19 protein-coding genes are annotated in these 23,738 nt (G+C 54.5%); 8 read left to right on the top strand and 11 right to left on the bottom strand.

Annotation, left to right across the window (positions count from 1 at the left end; all coding sequences use genetic code 11):
- The first annotated feature begins 14 nt into the window (after positions 1–14).
- Together rocF and KP707_RS10405 are read left to right on the top strand one after the other, a co-directional pair.
- A complete protein-coding gene (gene rocF, locus KP707_RS10400; protein ID WP_211502936.1) occupies positions 15–938 on the top strand; it encodes an arginase in 924 nt (307 codons plus the stop codon).
- A 1-nt stretch (position 939) separates the two neighbouring features.
- Positions 940–2,010, top strand: a complete 1,071-nt coding sequence (locus KP707_RS10405; RefSeq protein ID WP_211500930.1) for an ornithine cyclodeaminase — start codon at positions 940–942, stop codon at positions 2,008–2,010.
- Between the two features lie 42 nt (positions 2,011–2,052).
- Here KP707_RS10405 and ureG read toward each other — a convergent pair whose 3' ends face one another.
- The 10 genes from ureG to KP707_RS10455 all read right to left on the bottom strand — a co-directional run bounded on the left by ureG (position 2,053) and on the right by KP707_RS10455 (position 13,559).
- A complete protein-coding gene (gene ureG, locus KP707_RS10410; RefSeq protein ID WP_211502935.1) occupies positions 2,053–2,667 on the bottom strand; it encodes an urease accessory protein UreG in 615 nt (204 codons plus the stop codon).
- The gene (locus KP707_RS10415; protein ID WP_211503168.1) at positions 2,664–3,350 is read right to left on the bottom strand and encodes an urease accessory protein UreF; all 687 of its coding nucleotides are present in this window, start codon (positions 3,348–3,350) and stop codon (positions 2,664–2,666) included. The genes ureG and KP707_RS10415 overlap by 4 nt, the downstream gene beginning before the upstream one ends.
- Positions 3,343–3,837 carry an urease accessory protein UreE gene (locus KP707_RS10420; RefSeq protein ID WP_211502934.1) on the bottom strand — a complete coding sequence of 165 codons (495 nt, stop codon included), beginning with the start codon at positions 3,835–3,837 and terminating at the stop codon, positions 3,343–3,345. The genes KP707_RS10415 and KP707_RS10420 overlap by 8 nt, the downstream gene beginning before the upstream one ends.
- A complete protein-coding gene (ureC, locus tag KP707_RS10425) occupies positions 3,837–5,543 on the bottom strand; it encodes an urease subunit alpha (protein WP_211502933.1) in 1,707 nt (568 codons plus the stop codon). Before ureC ends, KP707_RS10420 begins: the two co-directional genes overlap by 1 nt.
- A complete protein-coding gene (locus KP707_RS10430) occupies positions 5,540–5,884 on the bottom strand; it encodes an urease subunit beta (protein WP_211502932.1) in 345 nt (114 codons plus the stop codon). The genes ureC and KP707_RS10430 overlap by 4 nt, the downstream gene beginning before the upstream one ends.
- Complete coding sequence (locus KP707_RS10435; RefSeq protein WP_077803551.1) at positions 5,868–6,170, bottom strand: urease subunit gamma; 303 nt, start codon at positions 6,168–6,170, stop codon at positions 5,868–5,870. Before KP707_RS10435 ends, KP707_RS10430 begins: the two co-directional genes overlap by 17 nt.
- Positions 6,171–6,195: 25 nt before the next feature.
- Positions 6,196–7,023 (bottom strand): urease accessory protein UreD, encoded by an 828-nt coding sequence (locus KP707_RS10440; RefSeq protein WP_211502931.1) that lies wholly within the window; start codon positions 7,021–7,023, stop codon positions 6,196–6,198.
- 51 nt (positions 7,024–7,074) lie between these two features.
- Positions 7,075–8,004 (bottom strand): HoxN/HupN/NixA family nickel/cobalt transporter, encoded by a 930-nt coding sequence (locus KP707_RS10445; RefSeq protein ID WP_211502930.1) that lies wholly within the window; start codon positions 8,002–8,004, stop codon positions 7,075–7,077.
- 171 nt (positions 8,005–8,175) lie between these two features.
- Positions 8,176–10,611, bottom strand: a complete 2,436-nt coding sequence (locus KP707_RS10450; protein WP_211502929.1) for a TonB-dependent siderophore receptor — start codon at positions 10,609–10,611, stop codon at positions 8,176–8,178.
- Positions 10,612–10,964: 353 nt separating this feature from the next.
- Positions 10,965–13,559, bottom strand: coding sequence for a TonB-dependent siderophore receptor (locus KP707_RS10455; protein ID WP_211502928.1), 2,595 nt, complete (start codon positions 13,557–13,559; stop codon positions 10,965–10,967).
- Between the two features lie 193 nt (positions 13,560–13,752).
- Here KP707_RS10455 and KP707_RS10460 point away from each other — a divergent pair, with 193 nt between their 5' ends.
- The 6 genes from KP707_RS10460 to KP707_RS10485 all read left to right on the top strand — a co-directional run bounded on the left by KP707_RS10460 (position 13,753) and on the right by KP707_RS10485 (position 21,645).
- A complete protein-coding gene (locus KP707_RS10460; protein WP_211502927.1) occupies positions 13,753–14,868 on the top strand; it encodes a histidinol-phosphate transaminase in 1,116 nt (371 codons plus the stop codon).
- A 267-nt stretch (positions 14,869–15,135) separates the two neighbouring features.
- On the top strand, positions 15,136–15,711 hold the full coding sequence (locus tag KP707_RS10465) for a TetR/AcrR family transcriptional regulator (protein WP_211502926.1): 576 nt from the start codon (positions 15,136–15,138) through the stop codon (positions 15,709–15,711).
- A gap of 1 nt (position 15,712) precedes the next feature.
- Entirely contained in the window at positions 15,713–16,039 is a 327-nt protein-coding gene (locus tag KP707_RS10470) for a multidrug efflux SMR transporter (RefSeq protein WP_211496137.1), read from the top strand.
- Positions 16,040–16,191: 152 nt separating this feature from the next.
- Entirely contained in the window at positions 16,192–17,160 is a 969-nt protein-coding gene (locus KP707_RS10475) for an efflux RND transporter periplasmic adaptor subunit (RefSeq protein ID WP_211503167.1), read from the top strand.
- Complete coding sequence (locus KP707_RS10480; RefSeq protein WP_215751602.1) at positions 17,160–20,201, top strand: efflux RND transporter permease subunit; 3,042 nt, start codon at positions 17,160–17,162, stop codon at positions 20,199–20,201. Before KP707_RS10475 ends, KP707_RS10480 begins: the two co-directional genes overlap by 1 nt.
- Positions 20,194–21,645, top strand: coding sequence for an efflux transporter outer membrane subunit (locus KP707_RS10485; protein WP_211502924.1), 1,452 nt, complete (start codon positions 20,194–20,196; stop codon positions 21,643–21,645). The genes KP707_RS10480 and KP707_RS10485 overlap by 8 nt, the downstream gene beginning before the upstream one ends.
- Before the next feature lie 158 nt (positions 21,646–21,803).
- On the opposite strand, the gene KP707_RS10490 is transcribed toward KP707_RS10485, so the two are convergent.
- Entirely contained in the window at positions 21,804–23,720 is a 1,917-nt protein-coding gene (locus KP707_RS10490) for a CocE/NonD family hydrolase (RefSeq protein ID WP_211502923.1), read from the bottom strand.
- Positions 23,721–23,738: the final 18 nt, after the last annotated feature.

Genomic DNA, 23,738 nt, shown 5'->3' on the forward strand with positions numbered 1-23,738 from the left:
GGAAAGGAGTTGAGATGAAGACGTGTCAGATCCTGGGTGTTCCCACACAAAGTGGAACATCCGAAAGAGGATGCATCATGGGCCCGACAGCCTTCCGCATAGCTGGTCTTCCAGAGATCCTGCAGGACCTTGGATGGACGGTGACGGATGTGGGAGATGCCGTGCCTACAGAAATGCCAGACGTAAGCCATTCCAACCCCGCTGTGCGAAATCTGGATGCGATCATCGCCTGGACCAAAAGTGTGGGCGAGCGGGCCTATGAAATGGCCAAAGCCTGCGACTTTCCTATCTTCCTGGGTGGCGATCACTCCATGTCAGCCGGAACAGTCTCCGGTGTTGCCCGTCACTCACAGGATCTGGATCAGCCTCAGTTCGTCCTGTGGCTGGACGCACATACAGATCTGCACACCCTCCACACGACGACCAGCGGTAATCTGCACGGCACACCTGTCGCTTACTTCACAGGTCAGTCGGGTTTCGAGGGGTTCCCACCTCCTGCCGCCCCCGTTGATCCCCGCAACATGTGCATGATGGGCATCCGCTCGGTCGATCAGGCTGAAAAACGCCATGTCGCGGAAATCGGGATTACGGTTTTCGACATGCGCGCGATCGACGAGCAAGGAATTGTCGCTCCGCTTAACAGCTTTCTGGACCGCGTACGGGCTGCCAACGGGCGCCTGCATGTGAGCCTTGATGTTGATTTCCTTGATCCGGACATTGCTCCTGCCGTCGGCACAACTGTGTGCGGCGGGGCAACATTCCGCGAAGCGCACCTCATCATGGAAATTCTTCATGACAGTGGCCTCGTGACGTCGCTGGACCTGGCGGAACTCAACCCCTTCCTTGATGTCCGCGCAAAAACTGCCCTGCTCATGACCGATCTGGCCGCCAGCCTCTTCGGCCGCCGTGTTCTCGAACGTAAAACAAGGACCTATTGAGATGCCTTTTTCTGCTCCCGCCCCTTCACATCTCGCCTTTGTGCCGTTCGTGTCGGTCCAGAACATGATGGCGCTCGTCCATACGATCGGGATTGAGACCTTTCTGCGCGAACTTGGAGAATATCTGGAGGCTGACTTCAAGCGCTGGCCTGAATTCGACAAAACCCCACGTGTAGCCGCTCACTCCGCCGAAGGCGTCATCGAACTGATGCCCACGAGCGACAGCAGCCTGTACGGCTTCAAATACGTCAACGGCCATCCGAAAAACATGAAGGAAGGTCTTCAGACCGTAACGGCCTTTGGCATGCTGGCGGATGTCGCATCTGGCTACCCGGTGCTCCTGTCCGAAATGACGCTGCTGACCGCGCTTCGCACGGCCGCAACGTCCGCCATGGCAGCAAAATATCTGGCTCCGGCCAACGCCAAGACAATGGCCATCATCGGAAACGGCGCACAGTCTGAATTCCAGGCCATGGCCTTCCGCGAAATAGTCGGCATTCAGGCGCTGCGTCTGTATGATCTGGACCGGGCGGCTTCGGAAAAATGTGCCCGCAACCTGAGCGGACACGGCTTTGACATTACGATCTGCAAGACGAGTGAGGAGGCCGTAGAAGGCGCCGACATCATCACGACCGTCACAGCGGACAAGCAATGCGCAACAATTTTGTCCGACAATATGGTCGGAGCTGGCATTCATATTAACGCCGTTGGTGGTGACTGCCCGGGCAAGACAGAACTTCAGCGCGATATTCTGCTGCGTTCCACGATTTTTGCGGAATATCCGCCTCAGACGCGCATTGAAGGTGAAATCCAGCAGCTTCCGGAAGACCATCCCGTCACGGAACTGTGGCAGGTCATTAACGGTGAGGCCAAAGGCCGCGCCAGTGACAGCCAGATCACGCTGTTTGATTCCGTAGGTTTCGCAATCGAGGACTTCTCCGCCCTGCGCTATGTTCGCGACAAGCTGGAAGCAACCGGTCTGTACGAAAAGCTCGATATGGTGGCCGATCCTGATGATCCGCGCGATCTATTCGGGATGCTTCAGCGCTCCAAGGGCACGGATACGCCTTGAAACAGTATTCTGGCTGCCGCCACGAGGCAGCCAGATCAGGCCTTAGAGGCCGCCCTGCTCGACGATGAAACGGGCGATTTCGGGCACGCCCTCGCCAGCGCGGATATTGGCGAATACAAAGGGCCGCACACCACGCATCTTTTTGCTGTCGCGGTCCATCACGCCCAAATCGGCACCGACATACGGCGCAAGATCGATCTTGTTGATGACCAGAAGGTCGCTCCGGGTAATGCCGGGGCCGCCCTTGCGGGGAATCTTGTCACCGGCTGACACGTCGATCACATAGATCGTCAGGTCAGCCAGTTCGGGGCTGAAGGTCGCAGCCAGATTGTCGCCGCCACTTTCCACGAGAACCAGATCCAGCCCCTCGAAACGCTCCGTCAGTTCGGCGATGCCTGCCAGATTGATGCTGGCGTCTTCGCGGATGGCCGTATGGGGGCAGCCGCCCGTTTCGATCCCCTTGATCCGTTCCGGCGGGAGGGAGCCCGCGCGGGTCAGGAATTCGGCATCCTCACGGGTGTAAATATCGTTCGTGATCGCGGCGATGTTGTAATCATCGCGGAAGGTCCGGCACAGGGCATCCATCAGGGCGGTCTTGCCCGTTCCCACCGGTCCGCCGATGCCGACCCGCAGCGGGCCGTGTTTTGCTTTTGTCATGTTCTGAACAACCTCGTTGTCTGGGTTTCGTGATGCATGGCCGCAAGGTCGGAGCGGAAGCACGCGCCCCCGACATCCTCTAGGGTCCGGTGTTCCGTAACATTCACGGCGCGTGAGAGACGCGATTCAAGCCGGGCCAGAGCGTGCAGGCCGTCCGTCTGCCCGAGCGGCACCAGACGTACTGCCGCGGAGACAAGAGCGGCGATGGTGGCGTATCCACCCGACAGCAGCGCCTGCTCCCGCGTGATGCCGCCGCGCCGGAAGACCATCCCCTGCGCGACCGACAGTGGCCAGCGCGTGCCGCGCAGTTCGGACGGATCGGGCGTGACCGGCCAGACGGACGCGGCCTTGAGGAAAGCTTCGCCCTGATAGACTGTTTCGTCATAGCGCTCCCGCGAGGAGGCGCAGGCGCAGGCAAATTCCGCCAGAGCGCGCAGGCGGGGCATGTCGTGTGCGGCGCGCCAGGCTTCCTGAAGGATAATCAGGTCGCTGCCCGGCGCGCCGTGCTCCAGCAGGCAGCCGATCCAGTCGCAGAGTGTGGCGACATCCGTGACGTCTCCGCTTTCCACCGCCCATTCCAGACCGTGGCTGTAAGCGTATCCGCCCGTTGGAAAGGCTGGCGACACCCATGACAGGAGGCGCAGGAAGGCGGCGCCTGTCTGCGGGAGCGGGGTTTCAGTCATGCGTGTGGTGATGGTGCCCGTCCCCGTGTTGGTGCGGTTCGTGGCCGCCCGCGCGGGAGGCATAGGCCCCGCTTTCCGGGTCGAACGGGGCTTCCACCCGGCGCACATGGCCGCCCAGACCGTGGATCATGTCGGCGATGACGTGATCGTAGCGTACGAGGATGCGATGTTCGGCAATCGCGGCGGGCAGGTGGCGGTTGCCCAGATGCCATGCGAGCTGAAGCAGTTGCAGGGGGCTGTGGGCCGTGACTTCCATCAGCTCTTCGGGCAGGGCTTCCACGCGGATGATGCGGCCATCCTCCAGACGCAGGCCCTCCCCGGCCTGAAGCAGGCGGGCATGTTCCAGCTCCAGCCGGATTTTTTCACCGTTTTGCAGGGTCAGCATCATCCGGCGACGATGACGCCCTTCGTAATCGGCGGCGAAGGTGCCGCTGGCCTCGGTTTCGGGCCAGCTTCCGGCGGGAAGGATATCCAGGATTTGGGTCATCAGAACAGGAAATACCTCTGGGCCATGGGCAGGACTTCGGCGGGCTCGCAGGTCAGGAGCACGCCATCGGCCCGCACTTCATAGGTTTCGGGATCGACTTCGATATGGGGCATGGCGTCGTTATGGATCATGCTGCGCTTGCCGATCCCGCCGCGCACGTTCGAGACGGCCGAGAGCGGCCGGCGCAGACCCAGCTTTTTGCCGATATCGTCTTCCAGAGCGGCCTGTGACACGAAGGTCAGGCTGGTATGGGTCAGCGCGCCGCCATAGCCGCCGAACATCATGCGGCCATGCACGGGCTGCGGCGTGGGGATCGAGGCGTTCGGGTCGCCCATCATCGCATAGACGATGGCGCCGCCCTTGATGACCAGATCGGGTTTGACGCCGAAGAAAGCGGGTTCCCACAGGACCAGATCCGCGAGCTTGCCGACTTCGATTGATCCGACTTCATGGGACAGGCCATGCGAGATGGCGGGGTTGATGGTGTATTTGGCGATATAGCGCTTCACGCGGGCATTATCCGCCGCGCCATCCCCGGCCAGAGAACCGCGCTGGATTTTCATTTTATGGGCTGTCTGCCATGTGCGCAGCGGGACTTCGCCGACGCGGCCCATGGCCTGACTGTCCGACGACATCATCGAGAGCACGCCCATGTCGTGGAAAATGTCTTCGGCGGCGATTGTCTCGCGGCGGATGCGGCTTTCGGCGAAGGCGATGTCTTCCGGCACGCGCTGGTCCAGATGATGGCAGACCATCAGCATGTCCAGATGTTCGTCCAGCGTGTTGACGGTGAACGGGCGTGTGGGGTTGGTCGAGGACGGCAGGACGTTGGGCAGGCCAGCCACGCGGATGATGTCCGGCGCATGGCCTCCTCCCGCGCCTTCCGTATGAAACGCATGGATCGTGCGGCCCTGAAAGGCGGCGATCGTGTCCTCGACGAAGCCACTTTCGTTCAGCGTATCGGTATGGATCATGACCTGCACGTCCATGCGGTCCGCAACGCTCAGGCAGCAGTCGATGGCGGCGGGGGTCGAGCCCCAGTCTTCATGCAGTTTGAGGCAGCAGGCCCCGGCGCGCACCATTTCCCCCAGCCCGTCCGGGCGGGAGGCGTTGCCCTTGCCCGCGAACGCCAGATTGACCGGGAAGGCTTCCGCCGCCTGAAGCATCCGCGCCAGATGCCATGGGCCAGGTGTGCAGGTTGTGGCGGCCGTGCCGGTGGCGGGGCCGGTGCCGCCGCCGAGCATGGTCGTGATGCCCGATGCCAGTGCTTCCTCGATCTGCTGCGGGCAGATGAAATGGATGTGGCTGTCGATCCCGCCGGCGGTCAGGATCTTGCCCTCACCCGCGATGATTTCCGTACCCGGGCCGATGATGATGTCCACGCCCGGCTGGATGTCGGGGTTGCCTGCCTTGCCGATGGCCGCGATCCGCCCGTCACGGAGTGCGACATCGGCCTTCACGATTCCCCAGTGATCGATGATGACGGCGTTCGTGATGACGGTATCCGCCGCACCCTCGGCCCGCGTGACCTGCGACTGGCCCATGCCGTCACGGATGGTCTTGCCGCCGCCGAAGCGGACTTCCTCGCCATAGGTCGTGTAGTCGCGCTCGATCTCGACCAGAAGGGCTGTATCGGCGAGGCGCAGGCGGTCGCCGACCGTGGGGCCGAACTGTCCGGCATAGTCATGTCTGGAAAGACGCATCACTGATCCACACTCCCCATCACATCGCCCCGGAAGCCCACGACACGCCGCAGGCCACGCAGGGGAACAAGCGTGACTTCCCGGTCCTGCCCCGGTTCAAAACGGATCGCCCCGCCGGATGGTACATCAAGGCGCCAGCCCCGTGCCCGCGTGCGATCGAATTTCAGCGCCGGATTGACCTCGGCAAAATGATAGTGGCTTCCAATCTGCACCGGACGGTCGCCGGTATTGGTCACCAGAAGCGTCTGGCGCGGCTGGCCTTCGTTGAGGACGATCTTGCCTTCGGCTGGGAGTATTTCTCCCGGTATGGCACCGGCTGCGAGGGATTCAGCGTATCGGGTCATGAACGGTCACCAGCTTTGTGCCATCGGGGAAAGTCGCTTCCACCTGCACGTCATGAATCATTTCGGCCACGCCCTGCATGACCTGGTCGCGCGTCAGAACACGGCCGCCACTGGCCATGAGTTCGGACACGCTTTTGCCGTCCCGCGCGCCTTCGACGACGTGATCGGTGATGAGGGCCACGGCTTCCGGATAATTGAGCACGACACCGCGTTCCAGCCGTCGGCGCGCGACGTTTGCCGCCATTGCCACCAGCAGCTTGTCTTTTTCCCGGGGGGTAAGTTTCATGTCCTGCTCCGTTCCGAACTCTGTGTCATGACCGCCATGTGGCCGGCATGGGGCGCCCGTCCCGCAGGACCGGCAGGATCTGCCTGATCGTCTTTTCCAGCGACCAGCCTCCTGACGCCACTCCGCGAATGACCAGCATGCCATTCCATGCCGATGCTGCAAATTCATGCGGCCCGACAGCCTCCAGCTTTTCCCTGACAGGCACAAGAAGCCCTTCTGCGGCAGGTGACACCAGCACCAGTGTGGCCACCGCAAACTGATCGTCGGCTATCGCTTTTTGTGCCAGGAGGGTCGACACATCTGAACCTTCCAGACGCAGAAGATCTTCCAGAATCAAACGGCCATTTCGGCGCACCGTCAACCGGTCACGAAGATTTAGCATCTGCATGACCTCTCCTGAGCCGATCCGCCCAAACATACGGCTTTCCAGAAAAAGAAAGCTGGAGGAAGCCTCCATCTCAACCGTCATATGACGTCGCAACTGGCTACCATCAAAAAAGATCGTTCCGTGCGGAATCCAGTCCAGACGTGCCTGCGCGGCGATATGGCAAGAGGTGAGAATTTCTGAGGGTTTGTCTACCGTGCGGACTCGATAAACGCGCTCTGCAGCTTGGGATGTGACCAGTAGTTCCGTGTCGGGGCTACAGATAATGCGCCCTTCGAGCCGATCTCCGCCTGCGATACCACCGGAAATATTGACCGTGACCGCCTCCAGAGCGCCCTTATCCACGCGCGGAAACAAGAGACGGCAACATCCTCCCTGCTCCAGATCACCGCATACGGTCGCTCCGTCTCGCAGTTTCGCGGTCAGGCTAAACCACCCTCTGGCGCGTTGAAGAACCGCAGCAGTCATGCGAACTTCCCGCATTTTTCTGGTCGACAAAAAGACGTGTCAATCTGCATTTCAGATATTCCCACGCATGTCTTCCAGTCCTGTCTCACGTTCTGGCTTCAGCCAGATCCATCCAATAACGGAAGCACCGAAAACAAACGCGCCAATCATTTCAAAATGCGCTGACACGAAACCCGCGAAATCTGTGAGCATGCTCAGGCCATGCAGCTTATCCGCAAAAAGGTTAGTTATTTCAATGAGCGCAATCACAAACGCCAGCATAACGGATGCCAGGGTTAAGGCGAGATTGCAGGCGGTCCCACGCTCGGCTCTTTCGTAAAGACCGTGCATCAGCATACTGTCCGCAGTGTCCAGCAACGCCATTCCGGCTGTAAAAAGCAGTGGGAACATCATGATTTCCCACACCGGCAGTCCATGCTCACCCTGGACGATGGAAATGCCGAGCAAGCTGATTTCGGAAGCCGTATCAAAACCTAGCCCAAACAGAAACCCGACTGGATAGAGATGCCAGCTGACGGACACCTGTCGCAGTACAGGCTCCAGCACACGAGATAGCCCTCTTGGAGCATTATTAACCCTGCCGCTCCGTCTGCGCCAAAGATCGCGGAAAGTCAGTGCGTTTATGAGCGCCACCATGCAGAGGAACAGCGCCGAAACCCATGTTCCGAACAGGCCGCCCTGTACTGCGAATGCGTCTATCTGCGTATGATAACGCTGGCCGGCCAGAACAACGATGAGGGTCGCCAGACAGACAATCGTAGAGTGCCCAAGCGAGAAGAAGAGACCTGCTGCGCGTGCTTCTCTCTTTTCCCGCAAAGCCGCTCTCGTCACATTGTCGATAACGGCAATATGGTCTGCATCGAGAGCGTGCCGTAGCCCCAGTCCATAGGAGAGACCCGCTGCACCCAGCAGGAGCGAATTTTTATGGAAGAAAATGAAGGCCAATAGCCATACCAAGCCATTGATCAATACAAGACCCACAATCAAAGAACGCCTCTGCGGACATGGACGGGCATTGTTATCTGTCAGAGAGCCTCTCCCATTGTCTGACATGCGCTTTTGTCGTTTCACAAGACGATTATTGCTCCCCAAGGACAATGTCGCATCATGCATTTTTCCACAATGGCAACATCATCCGGGTAGGATTTATTCTCAGAAGTTCAGATTGGCCTGTAGATAATAATATCCGCCGTTATAGCCAAGTTGCTCGATCTGATAGTCATATTGGAATGCTCCAAGATAACGGAACTCCTTTGGGATGCGGCGTTGCTTTGCATTGCCGACATTATTTCCCCCAAGCGTTAGCCCGAGCTGCGGCAAGACCTGATAGGAGACGGCAAGATTGGTCTCGAACCGCGCCTTATTCACATATCGCATGAAATCAGTGTTCGAGTAGGCCAGTGACCCCTCGTAATAGGTCAGCGACGATGTGGCATGCCCGTAACGGACTTCATGCACAGAGACACCGAGCTTCTTGTATTGCCACGTTCCACCAAAAATTAGCTTGTTCTTCGGGGTGTAGCTTGTGATATAGGCCGCCTGCTGGGAGTTGAGAAGGCTATTGCCGTTCCCGTCTTTGCCAACATGCGTCAGGTCGGTTTCGTTAAGATTGAGCGCTACGTCCCAGTCAATCTTTCCCCAGTTCTGTAGTCGCGTCTGATAACGCGCTGTGACGTCCAGCCCTCGTGTCCGCGTATTGGCTGCATTCGCATAATAGGATGCTGTCACAGCATTGGATTCAAGTGTGGATGGGACTGAGAAGCCATTCAGACGCAGGGCTTCAATGGCATTGGCTCCGTTATAGACACCGGCTGCCAGAATTCGGTTTTTGATAGCAATCTGATACGCATCGACAGTGATGTGCAATCGCGGCAGAGGATCCAGCGTAAATCCGGCGCTGTAGCTCATCGTATGCTCAGGATGGAGTGGCTTCGCCCCGATTAAACGCGCGCCAGCGGAGTTAACGGGCAAATAGCCTGTCGCATAAGTCGGTGCCACAGACAGGTTGGACCAATGCTCCTGCAAAAGCGACGGCGCACTAAAGCCGTTCGAAATGGTACCCCGCAGAGCGAAATATTTATTGAAATCATAGCGTGTCGAGACCTTACCCGTCTTGGTGTCTCCGGCATCCGTGTAATACTCATACCGGCCCGCAAAGTCGACCTGCCAGTTTTTAAGCGGCCTTGTAGAGAGTTCGACATAACCTGCCGTCACATCACGGTTGCTCTCACTCGCATTCTGGGGGCTCAGGCCGTGCAGACCCTGCGGTCCCGTACCATAATATGAGTTGGCATCACCCGCCATAATATCGAATTCGTCATATCGATACTGCGCGCCCATCGCGAGATTGATCGGACCAGCAAAAAGAGGCGTGTGGAAACTGCGATGAATTCCGAAATCGTTTGTCCATTGCGTGTTTGTAAACGCCATTTCATGGAAACGAGACGGTGAAGCACCCGTCGCAGCATAAAGCGACGGATTGACGGTGTTAAAGAGATCCATGGATGTATGATCACTGCCATACGTTGTGCTGAGATCCCAGTTCCAGCCGAATTTCTCTCCTTTTAGACCTAAGGTTACGCTGTAATCATCTTCGGTAACGCTCTCCTTTGGGCTGAAGCCATTGGGATACATGGGCCAATCCGTGGAGGCGACGCGCGCGTCCTGGTAACTCTCGCCGTAGCGATGCCCATACGTCGAAAAGGAATACAGAGACAGATCAGGAAGAAAGTCATACTGCATATTGTAGGACAGAGTTCCCCGATGCTGCCGCGGGTCTCCCTCGTCTTTAAAATCGTATTTTCCGGTACGACTGTCAGGCGAATTCCGGATCGTATGGTCTTGGTATTTGTATTCGGCACTCAGATCAAAAAACCCATGACCCATCAGGTCAAAACCGGCATTGATCGACTCACCTGATTGAAAGCCATCCCCTGCATACCGGCCACCATTTGTGGACTGCATCGTGATGCCAGACTTGCGATGCTTGAGAATGATATTGATGACACCTGCGACAGCGTCCGAACCATAAAGTGCCGCAGCACCGTCCTGAAGGATTTCCACATGGTCTATTGCCGAAATCGGGATCATGTCGATATCGACGCCGTTTGATCCTTGCTGCGGCCCGGAATTGTTCGAAAGGACCGAAGTGGAATGCCGACGCTTCCCGTCTACAAGAATAAGGGTATGATTTGGAGATAGGCCACGCAGACGAAGCACATCCACCATGTTGGCATTCCCGATCAGCAGCGGAGCACGCGTCAGAGATGGTGTCAGCTGTGTGAGGGCGTCACGAAGGTCGGACTGACCGGTTCTGGAAATTTCTGCAGACGTCACAACCTGAATAGGACTGGCGCTTTTTCGGACAGTCTGGTGAGGGTCACGCGTTCCTGTAACAATCAGCGTCTCGTCTTCTTTAGGGCGAGAGACATTTTTCTTCTTGGAGGTAATATGAGCGCTCGCTTTCTGAGAAGACTGAACATCTCCGCCATGCAGCTTCATATCGGCTGCATAAGCATGCATAGCGACCAACTGGCTCGCCGTACATGTGAGCAACATCACACCAAGAGGAATTGAGAGTTTCTTCATCGCTGATGTTCTTCCCGTCCATCTGCCCCCTGCCCGTCGCCCAATTTAGACATCAGAGAGTTCAGAGCATGTCTCCAGTGATCCTCCGCATTTCGCCGATCACTCTGGAAGAAAACTTAACGGGTTTTGAAACGATAACGGAATGTATGTTTTTTTCCGCCCCAGCGTAAGCTGATCTTATCCTTGCTGAAGCGCATCGATATGGAAATTTCAGGCATGATTTCGTGGTCCTGACGATAATAAGTAACCACAATTAAAAATACTGAAATTCACGAGAAGGGTATGCTATTTAGACGTAAACATAAGAATGGAGGGTAGGTTTAATTCCTCCCGCCCTCCATTTTTGATGAACCTTAAAAGTGAGCGTCAATTCGGCCGAAGTAATATCCGCCAGTCATTGGAACTTGAGCGGAGTTAGCATCATAGATTCTCGCTCCATAATTATTGTTTAGGTCGTTAACCCGACGAGGGCGAATATTGAAAATATTATTGGCTCCCACAGTGAGATGCCAGTGCGAATTAACACGGTATCCGACTTCAAGATCAGTAAGCCACCGTGGCGTATTTTTGAATTGAGCAAAGCACTTGTTGGAATACCGTAATGCACTAGCAACACCGTTGCTAACGCACTGGGCACTGCTTGGGGTCCAGTCCTGATATGCCAGCATCGCCGTTGTTTCACCATACCGGGTCTGCCGCAGGTTGATATCCCAGTTATCAACCGTCCAGTAAGCATTCAGGATAAGTTTGCTGCGGGGATAAGACGTCGTGATGTAGCTGGCACTGGCAGCCGTCAAAAGGGGTGTCGTCACGCCATTGACGGTTGTAGTCCCCACATGGCTCAGGCGCGTCCGGTTTAGATCAAGTGAAGCAGAGAGCGCCAGATTTCCGTAGTTATGCAGATGCAGAAGATAATCAGCTTTTACGTCAAGCCCCTGCGTTCGCGTACTGGCCCCGTTCGCAAAATAGTACGTACTGACAGCATTGGGGTCGAGACCAGACGGCAGCACAAAGCCTAACTGTTGAACGGCATTAATGGCCGTCTGCCCGTTGGTCGAACCACCCGCAATGATACGATCGCGAACATTGATCTGGTACGCATCGACTTCGACATGAAAGTCTTTCAGAGGCTGCAGAACAAAGCCTCCACTGGCATTTGTGGATCTTTCAGGTTTGAGAGCGGCGGCTCCAAGGATACGGGCAGATTCAGAACTGACGGGTAACAGACCGGACACGCTGGTTGCACCAACATTGATGGCACTAAAATGCTGTTCAGCCAGCGTTGGCGCGCGAAACCCGTTACTGATAGTCGCCCGAACGGCAATGCGCGGCGTAATATCATAGCGCGTCGAAATTTTTCCGTTTTCGGTATTTCCAACGTCCGTATAATGCTCAAAACGACCTGCGAAATCCAGGTCCCAGTTTTTCGTCGGATGGAAGTCCCCATCCAGATATCCCGCCCAGATATCGCGGCTCCAGTTTCCCGCATTCTGCGGTTGAAGGCCTACATATCCTGCCATTCCACCAGCTTCGTAAGAGGGTGGCGTCCCCTCCTCGATTTTGTAGGTCTCAAGGCGATGTTCTGCGCCAAACGCGACAGTGACCGGAACTCGGGAAGCAATGTTGAAGTTTCTCTTAAAATCGAGATTGTTCGTCCATTGCGCCATACGGTACGTTTCAGCGCGCGTTGTCGTAGGAGACCATCCACAGCCATCAGTCGAAAGATAGGGACTTGTGCTTCCAGGGTTCGCTGAACGCACGAGGCAATTGCTGCTCAACATGCCGGCGTTAATACTGTTTTTATCGCCTATATCGTTCTCGTCCGCGCCGTATGTGGTGCTAAAATCCCATGAAAAGCCGAGAAAATTATTCCCTTTCAGACCGAGAGTTGCCGCGTAATCATTTTCTTCAATCGTTTCGATCGGAGAAAAACCATAAGGGTAGACAGATGGGAGTGTGCTGGGAACGCGATAGTTCTGATAAGATTCAGCATGCCGATGTGCATACGTGATCAAACCATAACCTTCGATACCGTCCGTCAGCTTCTTCCCGAAATCTATACTCAGGTTCTGTCGGGTTTCCTCTGGCGTGCTTGTAACCTTATTTGAATCTTTGGGCACGGAGACTGAGCCGGTATACATTGAGGTTCCCGCACCTGCGGGTTTGTAGTTCAGCAGGCGATGATCTTCAGTATACGGCACCATATGATCCGTATGATACAACTGACCGCTGATGTGCAGGTATCCATCACGCCCCAAAGACAGTCCACCGTCGACACTGGCCTGATACTGCCACCCGTCGCCGTTGTAAGCATTGGCACCAGTCTGAAAACTGGTGTTCAGGCCGTGGTTTGTCTTCTTGGTGATGATGTTCACCACGCCTGCGATGGCATCAGATCCGTAAAGCGCCGCCGCACCATCCTCCAGAACCTCGATATGGTCGATCGCAGCCGCCGGAATCATGTTGAGGTCGACCGGCGTCGCCCCGAAGGCAGGACCCGCATCTGCATAGATATTCGCCGTCGTATGACGTCTCTTGCCATCTACCAGAACAAGAACCTGATTGGGATTTAGCCCACGCATTCGAAAGGCTGATGTCAGAGCTCCCGCATCATTGCCCATGTTGCTGACGTTGATGGAAGAATATGTGCGTGTAATGGCTTGAGCGAGGTTCATTTCTCCGGAACGACGCAACACCTCGGCCGAGATAACGGAAATTGGCGTTGTGCTCTGCCGGGCTTTACGATTTGTTGCATGTGTTCCCGTGACAATCAGCGTCTCATTGCTGCCAGCCTCAGCAGAATGACCTGGCTTCGTTTTTGCGGAATGCTGCTTTACGGGCGCAGACTTAGCTTTCGAGGAGCCCACAGCATCTTCTGAGTAGGCGTTTGCACTCAAAAGCGACGAAAACAGGCACGAAGTTACAAAGAGGGATTTTCTGATTTTCATGAAGACGTTTTCCAGGCAGGAACCAGCGGTCAGTGAACCAGGCTCTCCTACAGCCAACCTGCTGCGAAAAGGATGAAATAAATATGAAACCGCAGGTTATATTATATAATATTTCTTGATTAATTATCGATTTATATTTCTAAATTAATCCTGATGCTTGCATTCATCCAGAGAAATACCGGGAGCTCCAACTTTGTCACATTGCAATCGCCGCACTCTACTGCAGACTGCCAGCCTCGTCCTTCCTGCTATCGCCACGATCGGAGCGCGATCGGTTGCACATGCCGCAGAGCTGAAACATGCGCGGCTTAATGTTACAGAGAATCCTTTTGGTCCCTCTCCTGCCGCAAAACGCGCCATTGCACAGAGCATTTCGCAAGCCGCTTACTACGTGGAAGACGAACACGCTCTGCGAGACATTATTGGAAAGCGGGAGAACCTACCCCGCGAGAAAGTCGCGCTTTCCAACGGCTCATTGGATGCTCTCTCTCTTCTTTGCACCGATATCGGCCTGAAAGGTCATATCATTGCCCCTCAACCCGGATATTCCACTCATTTATCGTATGCTGCACGTCGCGGCGTTAAAACTCGTTTTGTTCCACTGAAAAACCATCAGGTCGATTTGGCGGCCATGAAAAATGCCATCAACGCAGAAACGGCCCTAGTCTATTTATGCAACCCCAATAACCCGACAGGTCAGATGATCCCACACGATCAGCTGACAGCTTTCTGCCGCGAAGTTGCAAAAAGCATTCCAGTCATCATTGATGAAGCTTACTTTGAACTGCTTCCCGCCGCGATGCAGCAGACAATGGCGTCACTCGTCCAATCTGATCTGGATATCATTGTGACGCGGACGTTTTCAAAAGTCTATGGAATGGCCGGCCTCAGAATTGGATATGTCCTGGCGCAACCAGCGCGCGTCCGTCAGCTCTACAGCCTCACAACAACATCTCGCAATCAGCCTGGATACGCCGCGGCAATGGCGTGCCTTGGTGATGAACACTACTTAGCTGGTGCGATTGAATACCTCAAAACCTGCCGAAACATGCTTTACAAGATTTGTGACGAGAACAAACTTTCCTACCTCGAAAGCCAAGGAACGTTTGTTTATATCGACACAGAAAGATCTGCTTCGGCTGTAAAGGAAGCGCTTGCACAACGGGGCGTAGATATCCGGACGTTCGATGCTCCGGGTTATGAAACATGGATCCGCGTGGGAACGGCAACGCCAGACGAACTCAAACTTTTCCAGAAGACGTTACCTGCAGTTTTGGCGGCAGTCTCTCGAAGTCCCAAGCACGGATAACATAGACAGACTTCCATGTGCTCAGGCCTGCTTTAGCTTTTTGCAGAAACAGGCCTGAAGCGATCACGATCAACGGGGTGTATAAGCTTATTTTTTTTCGAGGCGCTATATCACGATTATAAAATCAGAAATGAGCTCTGATAACAGGGCTTTCACCCGCATTCTGAGCAACAAGAGAAAATCCCGTCACAACCAATAAATCTCGTCGTTACAAAATTTTTACTGAACATCTTGAAAACATACCGTCCGGACGGTATTTGTAAATCTATGGCAAACCTTTCCAAACGCACCAACCGCCCGAAAGCCGTGAAAAGCGACCTTCTGAATGCTGCCGCGCAGATCCTGACAACACGTGGAATTCAGGCCTTCACACTTGAGTTGGTGGCGAAGGAAGCGGGCGTGAGCAAAGGAGGTCTTCTGCATCATTTCAGCAATAAGAAGGCTCTCCTCGATGGTCTTTTCATCCGGGAGATGGAGGCCTTTCGACAGCACATTCTTGCAACGATGCAAAATGACCCCGTCAAAGTCGGCCGTGCTGCACGTGCCTACATTGGCATCGGACAAGCCCCTACATCCGCACCACCAGGCATTATTCGTCATCTTCTGGCTGCCATGCTGATTGATCCACAAATCAGTCAGGAATGGACACACCATTATTGGCAAACCATCAAATCCATTGGACTTTTCGAGAACATCACTACACCCCAGCTTCTAGCGTGCTTAGCGATGGATGGCTTGTCTCTGTGGGATATTCTTGAAACCGATCTCCTAAGCCAGAAGAGCCGCGACGATCTGGAGAAATTCATGATCGAACTTACAGGAAAATCAGAGAAAAATTCCTGAAATGCTTGGGTATCTCTATATTTTCATCACGGTCCTTTCTGAAGTCGCTGCGACCACAGCTCAAAAAGAAACGGATGACTTCACCAAGATAATTCCTACGGCCATTATGGTTGTAGGATACGTTTCGTCATTTACATTTCTCTCACTCTCTCTTCGACTTGTCCCTATGGGAACAGTTTACGCAGGATCAGCCGGGCTTGCTATTGTCATGGCAAATCTCGCTGGCTGGATCTACTTCCGTGAAGGACTGGATTCATCCCAAATTATTGGCATTGTTCTTATTTTACTGGGAATTTCAGTAATAGCACGTGCGCGGGTAGCAGGATGACCCACCTTTCTCTCTTGGAAAATACGCTGCTTGCTCGTTGTCGTTTTCCTCGCATCGCTCGGGTGATAGCAACAATACCAGCTCTCTGGCTTGCAGGGTGCAAACCGGCAAATACATCAGCGCCCCCATCAACGTCTCCTTCCGTGCAGACGATGCGAGTACAGAGTGCCGATTTGGAAGCTCAGTCCTTCATTGGCACGTACCAAACAAGGCGCACGATCCCATTGGGCCCGAGCCAAGCGGGCCGGATAGCGACGATAAAAGTTGTTAACGGCCAGTATGTGCACCAGGGAGAGGTACTGGTTGGTTTGGAAAATAGGCTCTTACTGGAAGCGGTAGCGCAGGCCCAAGGCGAAGTCGACGCGTCTCGTGCGGATGCGAAGCAAGCTGTGTCCGCGCTCAGAAGAAGCCAGGGCTTGGATGTTGCAGGGGGGATTTCAAGCGGGACTTTGGAAGAACGTGCCGCTTTAGCTGAGGCCGCTCAAGGAAAATACAGAGCCTCCATCGCCGCGTTGCATCAAGCTCAAATCCAGCTGGCGGAAGCAGATATACGCGCACCGGAAGATGGGTGGGTCATTAGCGTTTCAGGCGTAGCCGGACGTCTTGAAGATGCAGGAACTGAAGTTTTACGCCTAGCAGCCGGAGAGCCCGATATTCACATCAAGGTGCCTGCCCGGTCTCACTTTAAGGTTGGTGATGCGGCTGAAGCTACCGATCAATCAGATCAACACGCTCAATTTGTGCATGCCACAGTCAGAGAACTTAGCCCTGTTGATGAGACCTCCCAAATGCAGGACGTCTACATCCGGCCGGATCATTCCCTGCCCGTGCCCTTAGGCAGTCTCGTCACTGTTGCGTTGGCTCCTCCCGTTCAACCAGACGTAGTTCGTGTTCCTCTCACAGCACTTATCTCGGATGATCAGAACCACGCGCATCTTTGGAGCCTCACAGAGGACAAAGTCCCACAGCTTGTTCAGACATCTGTCATCATCATTGGATTAAGAGGGGCAGATGCCCTTGTTGGCGGCCTAAAGCCACAAACACGGATTGTCACCAGCGGCGTAGATTCACTCCAAGCCGGAGAACGCGTTCATATCTCCAGCATTACAAGTGAACGCTAATGATGGACCGTTTCAACGTCTCCCGGTGGGCTGTTGGCCATCCAGCTTTGATCATTTTCATGATGGTCGGCCTTTTCCTGGCTGGTGGCTACGGCTTTCTGAACCTAGGGCGCGCGGAAGACCCAGCGTTCACCCTTAAAAACATGATTGTTTCGGCACAGTGGCCAGGCGCGAGCGCTGAAAAAATGCAGCGACACGTTGCAGAACCGCTGGAACAGAGCCTGCGAAACATTGAAGCCATCGATATTCTGAGCACCTATTGCGTATCATCAGCCTGTGTCACGCAAGTTTACCTGAGAGACGATGAGCACAAAGAAAAGGTTCCAGCAATTTGGCAACAAATTCGTAACAGACTGACGGACCTCACACCTGACCTTGCAACGAATGTCACGCTAGCGGCTAATGATGACTACGCAGATGTCTACGGGTATGTTTTTGCCCTGACCGGCGCAGAGAATGCGACACTTATTAAAACGGCAGAAACATTGAAGAGAGCATTTCAACGCGTCCACGGCGTTGGAAAAGTTCAGATCAGTGGCGAAGTTCCCCAGCAGATCAATGTTGACATTGATCTGCAAAAAATTGCTGCCCGAGGACTGGTTCTTGAGGATATCGCACGGTCGCTCCGGCAACGATCAGTTTTAGGGGCCGCCGGGTCAGTAGATTTTACAACGACCGTTCCACTGAGCATTTCCGGGAACCTGGAAAGCCTGAAATCTGCCGAAGATACGCCCATAGCTGGCCAGGCTGGCTCGTTACGGGTCAAGGACGTCGCACAGGTTAGCCGCGATTATGCAAGCCCTGCCCCCTCTGTGATCCGGTACGGAGGAAAGCCCGCAGTCATCATTGCTGTCGCGATGTCTTCAGGCGGAGACGGCCTTACCCTTGGTGCCTCACTCCGCAAAGTCACGAGCGCATTCGATCTCCCTGCAGGCATGAAATTGACGCAGGTTGAGGACCAAAGCCTTGTGATTGGAGAGGCTGTAAACACGTTTCTAATAAAATTTGCGGTTGCGCTCATCGTTGTTCTTCTGGTGGCTTTTGTAAGTCTGGGATGGAGATCCGGCATCATTGTCGCCTGTTCCGTTCCCCTGACACTCGCCGGCGTCAGCCTTTACATGGGTATGAAGCATATCGGGCTGGATCGCATTTCGCTTGGCGCCCTCATTCTTTCTCTGGGTCTTCTGGTCGATGACGCCATCATCAGCATTGAGGCCATGGTGGTGCAACTGGAACAGGGGAGCAGCCGGGAAGAAGCAGCCTCTTTTGCCTGGACACACACGGCCTTCCCCATGCTGACAGGTACGCTTTTGACTGTTGTCAGCTTTCTGCCTGTCGGCCTGGCCACATCCACGACAGGCGAATATGCCGGTGAAATTTTCTGGGTGAGCGGTGCGGCGCTCCTGTTCAGCTGGATCGTCGCGGTTGTCTTTATTCCGTTTCTGGGTGTTCACCTTCTGCCAGAACCAAACCATACAGCAAACGATATTCCGCAGATTTCTTCGGGAGCAGCAAAGCTCCAGAAATTCCTCTTATTCGTTCTGAACTATAAAAAAGCGGTAGCGGCAGGAACGATTGGTCTTCTTGCCCTGGCATGTGGTGGCTTTTTCTTCGTTGATCAACAGTTTTTCCCACAGTCTGATCGTCCGGAACTCATTGTGGACGTCGCAATGCCCCCCGGTACATCCATCAAAGAAACAGATCAGGCCGTCGGCTTTCTGGAGCGTCATCTCGCCGGTCTCTCCTCACTGCGTCACATGGAAGCGCATATCGGAGACGGTGCGCCCCGCTTTTATCTTCCATACGCTCCCGCTACCCCCAGTGCCGCACATGCGACCCTGCTTTTGGTCGCGAAAGATCTGAAAGCCCGGGAAGAGCTCGCTCGTCAGATTACGACAATTCCGGTTCCCATCGCCGTACACCTCCATGTGCAGCGCCTGTCCTTAGGCCCCACAGCCGATTTCCCTGTACAGTATCGCATCATCGGCCCTGCCGCAGACAAGCTGCTTACAATCGCTCATGAAGTAAACGCAATCGTCGCTGCGACTGGCGCAGCAGTCTCAGTACAATCCGACTGGGGCAGCAAAGCTCCGACCCTGACGCTGGAAGCAGATCCTGACAAACTGGCACGCTTCCAAATAGACCGTGCCAATCTCGCTGCTCAACTCCAAGCAAGTATTTCTGGTGAAAACGCAGGAGACATTTCTAAAGATCACCATGCCATCCCCGTGATCGTACGAGCAGCGCAAGGCATGCGCTCCGATCCAGGGCAGTGGCAATCCATGCCAATCATGACAGGCGCTGGAATTCTTCCCCTTGGTCAGCTTGGAACAATACAGGTGACAAGTGCCTTTCCGATCATATGGCAGAGAAATGGTGAACTCTGCATGACCGTTCAGTCCGGTGTGACTGGAAATATACAGCCTCCTCGAGTCTTGCAGCTTGCGGCTCCCGCGATGGATGCGCTCCAGCAAAGGCTTCCGGCAGGTTATCGCATTGAAATCGGTGGAGATGCAGAACTCTCATCAACAGCAAATCATGCGATCTTCGCGCTGTTACCGGTCACAGGCGGCCTGATGCTCTTGTTCCTGATGCTTCAGTTACAGAGTTTCAGCCGTTCTCTGCTGGTCATCTTTTCAGCTCCGCTCGGCATCATCGGCATGGTGGCTGGCCTCCTGATATCTGGTGCGCCCTTCGGATTTGTCGCTTTGCTTGGGCTGATTGCTCTCGCGGGCATGATCATGCGCAACACAATCCTTCTCGTTGATCAGATCCAGGCCAACCATACCAACGAGACTTCGCTCCATGATGCAATCATCAAAGCGACGCTGCTGCGTGCCCGACCGGTCTGCCCGACAGCCATAGCAGCTGTTCTGGCCTTCATCCCTTTAAGCTTCAACGTGTTCTGGGGGCCTATGGCCATTGTCATGATTAGCGGCCTTATCGGCGGCACTCTGCTGACGCTTGTCGCTCTACCTGCGTTTTATGCGCTTCTGTTTGATCGCTCACCGTCAGCATCTAACGGTTCACGTCATGCCTAAACCATATTTTGGATCAAAAACGGCGTTTATCGTCCTGTGTGCTGCTATCATTGGCTTGGACGGATGTACCATGGGCCCCAATTTCGTCAGCCCAAAGCCTGTTCTGACGGATCATTGGCAAAACGCAGCTCCCAACCCGAGCGATCAGCAAGCACGAGCTCAATGGTGGACTGTTTTTAACAGTCCCTGCTTAAATACCCTGATACGTCGTTCCGAAAGCGGCAACCCAGACCTCGCCATGTCCCGCGAGCGGATCAGAGCCGCCCGAATACAGCGTGGCGCCGCATCGGCGGAAAGTCTTCCTACACTGAATGGGCAGGCAGCTTATAGCCGTGAACGGCTTGCCACAGCGGGGATAGGACAGGTTCTTCAACCACTTCTTGGTCTCTCTTCCAGCACTACGGGCAATGAGCCTGAAGGTGTGTCTTACAACAACTATAACATTGGTGCCGTAGCGTCGTGGGAGCTCGATCTCTGGGGCCACCAGCGGCGCTTGCAGGAAGCCGCTGCATCTGAGCTTTTAGCCGTAGAAGCCGACGCAGATGCGATGCGCCTTTCAAATCAGGCTGAAATTGCTCGAACCTATTTCCAATGGCTCGACACGAACGAGCGCCTCGGATGGTCAGAAGAAACACTCAAAATCGCACAAAGGTTACTCTCGATCGCTCAGACAGTGCGTGCACATGGGCTTCTCGCAACTATCGACCTTGATGAGCAAAACACCTTTTGCCGCAACGCCCAGGCTGAACGCGACAAACTGGCTGCGCAAAAAGCCTCGCTTTATCGGGCGTTGAGCACCCTTGTGGCAGGCAGACCCGATGCCGCGATGCCAGAGCTCGACGCCAAGGCCTCATTGCATGACATCAAAATTCCAGAAATTTCTGCCGGTGTTCCTTCGGAAATGGTGCGTAAGCGCCCTGATATCCGTGCGGCAGAAGCACGCCTTCACGCTGCAACAGCAGCTATCGGTATGGCAAAGGCCGACTTCTACCCGCAGCTTACGCTCACGGGCCAATTCAGCCTGGATGCCCTGACAGTTGCAGAACTCGGATGGAATGCACGGAATACATCCTTTGGCCCAACCCTCTCCCTTCCGATCTTCAATGGCGGGCGCCTCTCTCGACAGCTGGAACTTCGTCACTCCGAGCAGCGCAGCGCAGGCCTTTATTACCAGAGTACTGTTTTAAACGCATGGGTCGAGGTTGAAAATCTTCTGGCAAGCCGTACACTTCTCCAAGAACGGCACAAAAGCCAGAACTCACTCTCCGAAGAAAAAGAAGAAAAGAGTCAAATTCTTGAAAAACTATATCACCGCGGAGAGATTGCTCAGAAAGATCTATTCACGTCAAAGATTTCAAATATAGAATTTCAGAATGACCGTACAGGAACGCTAACTGCGCGCCTCATCAATGCAGTAGATCTCACAACAGCATTAGGTCAATAGCCTTGAAATCAGGGCAATTTAATATTAATAAAAATGTTACGTTGTGATGATCACATCAAGAAATATCGCGGTGTCAAACTAGAAGTACTCGTTGCTCTTGTGTAGATGCATAGACGCTACTCCCCTGCTTTAGCGACAGGGAAATAGCATTCTGTCATTCACAAGGCTGGTTTTGTGCCACCATGGAGCTCCAACCAGCTCCCCGCAACATCCACCGAAATCGTCGCAGGTTTATAAGCCTCTTTCGGCGCGAGCATGATATTTTCTACGTAAGTCTGAGGGTTTCGATCATACAGCGGAAACCAACTCGACTGGACCTGTATCATAATCCGGTGTCCCGGTAGAAACGTATGATTGACCATCGGCAAGCGCACTGGATAAACCTGCTTCACATTCGCAGGGATCGCTTCGGGGTGCTCAAAACTTTTCCGATACCGCCCGCGAAGAATATTTCCAGAAACCATGAGCTGGTAACCACCCATGGAAGACTGTTGAGCCACTTCATCTGGGTAAACGTCAATCAGCTTCACAACAAAATCGCCGTCCGTTCCTGTCGTGGCGGCAGTCAGATGCATCAACGGCTGACCCGTTATCGTGAATGGCTTCGTCAGAACGTCAGACGTCAGAGACAGAACATCGGACCGCGCAGCAGCGTTACGCTGATCCGTCGCCAGCCACCAGCGCCATTCGGAGCCTGCCTGCCCTTTTGAGATGACAGGACGGGAAACATAGGACACTGGATGTTCAGGATCAGAAACATAACTCAGTTGCCCCGCATTAACCGGAGGCTTGCCAAAGGCAAGTCCATGATCAGGCTGGAAATGCAGGATCGAGCATCGGCTGTCACAATCCGGCGAAGGAAGAGCATCCATAATCTCCCACTCGTTCTCGCCTGACCGATAAGCCGTCACACGCGCGGGTAACGGGACTGTTCCATCCTTGAGATAATGCGCAAGGAACGGACTCAGGACATGTTTCCGAAAGTACAGCCCGGTATCGGAATGAAGATCCACTGCCCCTAGCGTACTGGCGGCATGAATTTCGCCCCCGTGATTCCACGGGCCTATTGCCAGCCAAAGATTGGATCGTGCATCGGAATTCTTACGCAACGCGTCGTACATCGCGATAGCGCCATAGTTGTCTTCCTGATCCCAGAGGCTGTGAACCAGCATCGTCGGAACTTTCAGACCCTCTTTAGGTAGAAGTCGGTCAAGCGCCTGCAACTGCCACCATGAATCATACGCGGGATGAGCCAAAATCTGCTTGAAAAAGCCAATTTGATCCATACCGCGTGACTTACCAACAGCCCCAGCGGAAACACCGTTCAGAAAGAGCGTGTATGAATCATAAGCGCTATTCCACCATTCGACAGTGTTTTTCCGAGTAGCTCCCTGGTCGTAAATGTAGGGCAGCATTTCCTCACGAAACGCACCGTTATGGAACCAGTCGTCGCCCATCCAGCCATCAACCATCGGGTTCATCGGCACAGACACCTTCAATGCGGGATGAGGATGGAACAGAGCTGTGATAGCCGTGTATCCGTCATAGGACACCCCGAGAATGCCGACCTTCCCGTTACTTTGCGGAACGTTATGAGTCAGCCATTCGATAGTATCCCAGGTATCGGTACTCTCATCGACGTCCGTGCCATTCAGTGCGCCCCGCATCGGGCGGTTCATGACAAAAGCACCTTCAGAACCGTATTTTCCACGAATATCCTGAAGAACCCGAATATATCCGCCCTCGGTTATGACATCCGGCATGTTGTCATAACCGGGCAGGATCGACGCCAGATGATTGCTTGAGCCGAGCGATGCCATATGCGCAGCATTGTAAGGAGTACGCGTCATCAGCATTCCAGCGTTTTGCGCGCCTTTTGGAACGAGGATAACGGTGTGTAGTTTCACGCCGTCCCGCATCGGAATCATGACGTCTCGACGCGTATAATCGAAACTGGCATCGGAAATATGAAATTCAGCCGGCATGTCCGTGTAAACTGAGCCGTCAGCCTGCTGGGCCAGAGCAGACTGCGAGAAAGCCAGCACACAAGCCGACACCATAAGAATTTTTTTCATAATCGTTCCAAGAATAAA

The organism is Gluconobacter sp. P5E10 (genome assembly GCF_018812145.1).
Classification (GTDB): domain Bacteria; phylum Pseudomonadota; class Alphaproteobacteria; order Acetobacterales; family Acetobacteraceae; genus Gluconobacter; species Gluconobacter cerinus.